Origin of the sequence: Rothia aerolata (assembly GCF_014635585.1) — a bacterium.
Taxonomy (GTDB): domain Bacteria; phylum Actinomycetota; class Actinomycetes; order Actinomycetales; family Micrococcaceae; genus Rothia; species Rothia aerolata.
In genome coordinates, this window is sequence record NZ_BMDC01000003.1 from 329,299 (window position 1) to 335,298 (window position 6,000).

Annotated in this window: 6 protein-coding genes; 5 read left to right on the plus strand and 1 reads right to left on the minus strand. The window is 58.3% G+C overall.

The window, feature by feature from the left end:
• Positions 1-229: 229 nt before the first annotated feature.
• Positions 230-847, minus strand: coding sequence for a hypothetical protein (locus IEV00_RS09440; protein ID WP_188360104.1), 618 nt, complete (start codon positions 845-847; stop codon positions 230-232).
• Between the two features lie 243 nt (positions 848-1,090).
• On the opposite strand from IEV00_RS09440, the gene IEV00_RS09445 reads away from it, so the two are divergent.
• The 5 genes from IEV00_RS09445 to rlmB all read left to right on the plus strand — a co-directional run bounded on the left by IEV00_RS09445 (position 1,091) and on the right by rlmB (position 5,477).
• Positions 1,091-1,576 (plus strand): CarD family transcriptional regulator, encoded by a 486-nt coding sequence (locus tag IEV00_RS09445; protein ID WP_188360105.1) that lies wholly within the window; start codon positions 1,091-1,093, stop codon positions 1,574-1,576.
• A 27-nt stretch (positions 1,577-1,603) separates the two neighbouring features.
• Positions 1,604-2,371, plus strand: coding sequence for a 2-C-methyl-D-erythritol 4-phosphate cytidylyltransferase (gene ispD / locus IEV00_RS09450; RefSeq protein WP_229723167.1), 768 nt, complete (start codon positions 1,604-1,606; stop codon positions 2,369-2,371).
• Positions 2,371-2,847, plus strand: coding sequence for a 2-C-methyl-D-erythritol 2,4-cyclodiphosphate synthase (gene ispF, locus IEV00_RS09455; protein ID WP_188360107.1), 477 nt, complete (start codon positions 2,371-2,373; stop codon positions 2,845-2,847). The genes ispD and ispF overlap by 1 nt, the downstream gene beginning before the upstream one ends.
• 47 nt (positions 2,848-2,894) lie before the next feature.
• The gene (gene cysS, locus IEV00_RS09460; RefSeq protein WP_188360108.1) at positions 2,895-4,304 is read left to right on the plus strand and encodes a cysteine--tRNA ligase; all 1,410 of its coding nucleotides are present in this window, start codon (positions 2,895-2,897) and stop codon (positions 4,302-4,304) included.
• Positions 4,305-4,496: 192 nt separating this feature from the next.
• Positions 4,497-5,477 (plus strand): 23S rRNA (guanosine(2251)-2'-O)-methyltransferase RlmB, encoded by a 981-nt coding sequence (rlmB, locus tag IEV00_RS09465; protein ID WP_188360109.1) that lies wholly within the window; start codon positions 4,497-4,499, stop codon positions 5,475-5,477.
• Positions 5,478-6,000 lie beyond the last annotated feature (523 nt).

The window sequence follows — 6,000 nt, forward strand, 5'->3', positions numbered from 1 at the left end:
TATGGTAGCCCGCGCAGTTGCCTCTGTTTTATCGAGTCGCCGCTTCGGTGTGCTTGTCCCTTTTGAATCTGCGCCCAGGTGGTTAGAAGCTACGCTTTTCTGCCGTTATCTTGAGTGGCATGCCCGGGGTGGGACACAGATTTTGTCCTATAACCCGACCTTTGGCTAGAGTCTTTAAAGAAATGGCCCGGCTCCCTTTCCAAAGGGAGCCGGGCCATTTCTTTAGGCTTTAGTTGTTAGCGTCTGCTGAAGGGGTTGCAGTCGCCTGGGCCAGTTCCTCATCGGTGAGGGGACGGGCAGAGACCGAAGGAGTGGGGTTGGCAGAGTCAGCCTCGGCTGCATTGGGCAGGTAGGGCTGGTACTCTTCCAGGGTTCCGTCAAGAACGGGCAGGCTAGATGCCTCGGTGGTATCACCGATTACGCCGGTGGTCTGTAGAATTTCACCGGGCTGAACGGGAATCTCGGGAATGATGAGCTGGTTAGCGTCGTCCTCAAAACGAACTTCCTCGCCCACGGGAACGTGAATGGTGGGGTTCTCTACTCCGTCGATACCCAGATCCAGGGTGAAGTCAACGTCTTCGTTGCCCAGGTTCAGCACGGTACCGAGCAGGCGGCCGGGCTGGCCGTTACCCTCGGAAATCACCATCAGGTTGCGAATATCGAAGCGCTGGCCCTTGACCCACATGGTGTAGGAGACTCCGTCAGAAGCATCGTACATCAGGGTAGTGGGCTGGTCGCCCTTGTAGGTGTTGATGAAGGTACAACCGGTGGTACCAGTCAGCAGCGCTGCTGAGAGTGCAACGGCTACACTTGCGCGCTTGGCAGTGCGGGAAGCTGCGAACTTCACTGTAGGAACTCCTTGATGGTCACGAAGGATTTGAATTCTTGAACGCTGATTGCATGTGTGTGATTGGCGCAAAGAATCCAAAGAGTAGAGTCTTTCGCTCTCCAGTCTAACGGTTTATGAACAGAACGTCTGTATAAGTACCGGCAGTTCCCCGGCATTTTGACATATGAGACTTAATTTTTACTTAAAACCCATATAAAACTGCCCGTGCTAGAATAGATAGGCTGAAAGGGGTTTATCCATATGCTTTTTGAGGTTGGCGAAACCGTCGTATACCCTCACCACGGCGCTGCAACGATTGAAGAAATCAAGATGCGCAAGATTCGTGGCGAAGAAAAAATGTATCTGAAGCTCAAGGTAGCACAGGGCGACCTTGTGATTGAAGTACCCGCTGAAAATGTTGACATGGTGGGCATGCGTGACGTGGTTGACGAGCGCGGTCTGCAGGAGGTTATCGACGTTCTTCAGGCTACTGACACTGAAGAGGCAGCCAACTGGTCTCGCCGTTACAAGGCGAATGTTGAGAAGCTGGCCTCTGGCGATGTTATTAAGGTCGCTGAGGTCGTGCGCGATTTGTGGCGCCGGGAGAACGATCGCGGTCTTTCTGCCGGCGAGAAGCGCATGCTGGCTAAGGCTCGCCAGATTCTCTCTTCAGAGGTTGCTCTGGCGAAAGACATTGACGAAGAAGCTGCTGAGGTTGAACTCGATAAGATTCTTGAGAACGTCTAAACCTCGTTTCGGGTATGCTCTTTGTCTGTGACTGAGACTAAGACTTTTTCTGCAACGGCGAACGTGGGTGCACACCGGCACCGTGCGTTCGCCGTTGTTGTTGTTGCGGCGGGTTCGGGTTCGCGGCTGGGCTTTGGGGTGCCTAAGGCGCAGGTGCCGGTGGCTGAGAAGTCCCTGCTGCGCTGGGCGCTGGAGGGCGTGGACGCCGCCGGGGTGGCTTCTCGACTGGTGGTGACGGTTCCTGCCGGCGACAGCGAGCTGACGGCGACTGCCCGCGAGTTTGGGGCTGCCGTAGTTACCGGCGGAGCAAGCCGGGCTGATTCGGTGGCGGCCGCCCTGGCGGCCCTTCCCACCGCGCCGGTCCGTGAGGGCTTCAGCGATACCGAACCCAGCGCCGTCCTGGTGCACGACTGCGCGCGCTGTTTTACCCCGGGCGAGGTTTTTGCCAACGTGTGCGCTGCGCTGGACGACGGCGAAGAGGCCGTCATCCCGGTGCTACCGGTGGTCGATACCATCAAGTCGGTCGATGCCGAGGGCTATGTGACCGGCACTCCCGCCCGCTCGCAGCTAAGAGCGGTGCAGACCCCTCAGGGGTTCAACCTGGCAACTCTGCTGGGTGCCTACGAGAAGGCAGCGCAGAAGGGGCTGGCAGAGTCGATTACCGACGACGCCATGCTGGCAGAGACCCTGGGAATCCCGGTCAAGACCGTGCCCGGCTCGGCAGATGCCTTCAAAATCACAACCCCGCTTGATCTGGCCCTGGCCAAGGCGCTCTACGAAAAGGAAGAAAAATAATGATGATTCCCCGCACCGGTATCGGTGTAGACGTGCACGCCTTTGGAGAAGAGGGCACTGAGCTGTGGGTGGCGGGCCTGCATTGGCCGGGCCAGCGGGGCCTGAGCGGCCACTCGGACGGCGATGTGGTGGCTCATGCGGCAGCAGACGCCCTTTTCTCGGCGTCGGGAACCGGGGATTTGGGCTCTAACTTCGGGGTAGACCGGCCCGATATGGCCGGTGCCTCGGGGGTGCGGATTCTTTCTGAGGCGGCGGCAATTGTGCGGGCCGCCGGCTTTGAGATCGGAAATATCGCGGTGCAGCTGGTGGGCAATAAGCCCAAATTTTCTCCGCGCCGAGACGAGGCGAACGCGGTGCTCTCTGAGGCGGCGTCCGCCCCGGTGACCGTCACCGCAACCACCACCGATGCCTTGGGACTCACCGGCAGGGGAGAGGGCGTGGCTGCAATCGCTACGGCCCTGGTTTACCCGGCCTAGGGCTTTGCCTTGTGCAAAAGCTCCGCGGCTTTGCTTAGACTAGATACGTGACTTTACGTTTTTACGATACAGCTACTGCATCTGTCCGCGACTTTGAACCCGTACATGAGGGTGAGGCCCGCCTCTACTACTGTGGCGCCACCGTTCAGGGAGCCCCCCACATTGGCCACGTGCGCTCGGCCCTGGTCTTTGACCAGCTTTCCCGCTGGCTAACCTACCGGGGGTTTAAGGTCACTACCGTTCGTAACGTCACCGATATTGACGATAAGATTCTGGCTAATTCCGCCAGGTCTTTTGAAGAGGGTTTTGAAGGTGAGCACCCCCGCGAGGAGTGGTGGGCGCTGGCCTACCGCTTTGAGAAGGTTTTTGCCGCCGCCTATGCTGCGCTGGGCATTGCCCCGCCCACCTATGAGCCCCGGGCAACCGGCCACATTCCCGAGATGTTTGCGCTGATTCAGCGTCTGATGGACGAGGGCCATGCCTACCCCGCCCTGGATGACTCCGGCGATGTCTACTTCGATGTGAAGTCCTGGCCCAACTACGGGGAGCTGACCCACCAGTCCATCGACGATATGAAGGACGCCGAGGACGCCGACCCCCGCGGTAAGCGCGACCCCCGCGACTTTGCCCTGTGGAAGGGATATAAGGAAACCGAGCCCATTTCTGCCTCCTGGGAGTCCCCCTGGGGCCGGGGACGCCCCGGCTGGCACCTGGAGTGCTCGGCGATGGCGGGCAAGTATCTGGGCGCCCGCTTCGATATTCACGGCGGTGGCCTGGACTTGCGCTTCCCCCACCACGAGAACGAGCTGGCGCAGTCCACCGCTGCCGGCGACGGCTTTGCTAACTTCTGGCTCCACAACGGTCTGGTGACCTACGAGGGCGAGAAGATGTCCAAGTCCATTGGCAATACAGTCTCTCCCGCGGAGATGCTGGCAGAGGCCCGCCCCCTGGTGGTGCGCTACTACCTGGGGCAGGCTCACTACCGCTCGGTGCTGGACTACCGCCCCACCTCTCTGGAAGAGGCACGGACTTCGGTGGAGCGCGTGGAGGCTTTCCTGGCCAAGACCGCACCCGCTGCCGGCGGCGCCGTCCCCGAAGCCTTTGCAACCGCAATGGACGATGACCTCAACATTCCCCGCGCTCTGGCCGTTTTGCACGAGACCACCCGGGCCGGTAATTCGGCGCTGGCTCAGGGCCAGGACGCTTCGGAGCTGGCAGCCCAGGTCTACGCTATGGCCGATGTTCTGGGTCTGGTGCAGTTGATGGATTTGGGCGCAGGCTCTGGTGGCGGTGAGCACGAGGCGCTGGACTCGCTGATTCAGTCCCTGCTGACCCAGCGGGCAGAAGCCCGAGCCACGAAGGACTGGGCTACCGCTGACTCTATCCGCGATGCCCTTGCCCAGGCCGGCATTGTGGTTAAAGACGGCGCGGACGGCTCGACCTGGTCGATCGGTTAAGCAACAACTAAGGGATGGCGCTAGCAACATCCCTTAACGCCAGCCCCGAGCCAGTTGCCAGCGCCACCCCTTAGCCGTTGCTCTTACCTAACAGGTTCAACTTCGACTAGGCTATTGACAAATATAAGTTTTATTACAGCGCCAGATTTAGGTGTTTCGAGTGAGCGGGTTTCCGCTCAGAATTGAGTTTGTATGGCTAAAGCAGGACGACGCCCCGGCGCAAGCAGCGCGAAGAAGGGTCCTACCAAGGGCTCGGGTGGTAAAGGCCGCCGTGCTCTTGAAGGTAAGGGTCCTACTCCCAAGGCTGAGGACCGCCCCTACCACAAGGCCTATAAGATGAAGCGTGCCGCTGAGCGCCGTCAGGTAGGCTTGCACGCCAAGCCCCAGCCTCGACTCGGTGGCAAGCGCACCTCAGAGGAGCTGGTGACCGGCCGCAACGCCGTGCTTGAGGCACTGAAAACCGACATTCCCTCCAAGCATCTTTACGTGATGAGCCGTATTGAGACGGACGAGCGCGTTAAAGAAATCATGGTGCTGGCCAATAAAATCAACCTGCCCATGCTGGAGATTTCCCGCGGTGAGCTGGATCGTTTGACCGAGGGTTCGGTGCACCAGGGGGTTGCGCTACAGATTCCTCCCTACAAGTACCCGGATGCTACCGACCTGGTTCTTTCCGTGATGGAAAAGCATCACCAGGGTCAGCTCAGCACCCCGCCGCTCTTTGTTGCCCTGGACGGTATTACCGACCCCCGCAACCTGGGCGCTATCATCCGTAGCGTGTCGGCTTTCTCCGGTGACGGCGTGATTATTCCTGAGCGTCGCTCGGCGGCAGTGACCGCCTCGGCGTGGAAGACTTCTGCCGGTGCGGCAGCCCGTATTCCCGTTGCTATGGCTACCAACCTCACCCGCGTGGTGCAGCAGGCCAAAGACCAGGGCATTTTTGTGATTGGTCTTGACGGCGGGGGAGATATCGAGCTTCCCCAGCTGGAGCTTGCCACCGAACCGCTCATGATTGTGGTTGGTTCTGAGGGTAAGGGAATTTCCCGCCTGGTGACCGAGAACTGCGATCAGATTGTTTCTATTCCGATTGACTCGGCGATGGAGTCGCTGAACGCTTCGATGGCGGTGGGCATTAGCCTCTACGAGGTCTCCCGTCGACGAGCCGCCCAGTAGTTCCCAGCAACAAGAAGCCGGGGAACACATCTTTTGTGATGTGTTCCCCGGCTTCTTGTTTCTTTGGTGATAGATAGTTCGTAGGCTGACTTTTATGACCTCAATATGACGTGAAAGGGGTGGCACTCGGGGTATTGGAGGGTGAAAATGAGGCTTCTGAGGGGACTTTAAAAGTTTTTTGAAAAAAATTATGAACCTCAAATTACGGGTTGACTAGGAGAAACAGTAAAATAACACGCTTGTAAGTAAGCTAGCACACCGAGAACCGGGTTGCAAGGGGTCTTGCACCTGCGTATAGTAGATGAGGTCGCCGCGGCGAGGGAAGAAACTTCCCGGGACATCGCGGTGAATTTTCCAAGAAATTTTGACTGACCTACCCGGTACATATGACTTCTTATGGTGGTGTGTCTGGTGGGTGTGGTTTGTTGTTTGAGAACTCAATAGTGTGCTTTGTTCAATAAGGAACACGCCAACCATGTGGTTGGTGTGTTGACTAGGACTGATACCAAATATTTATTTGTTT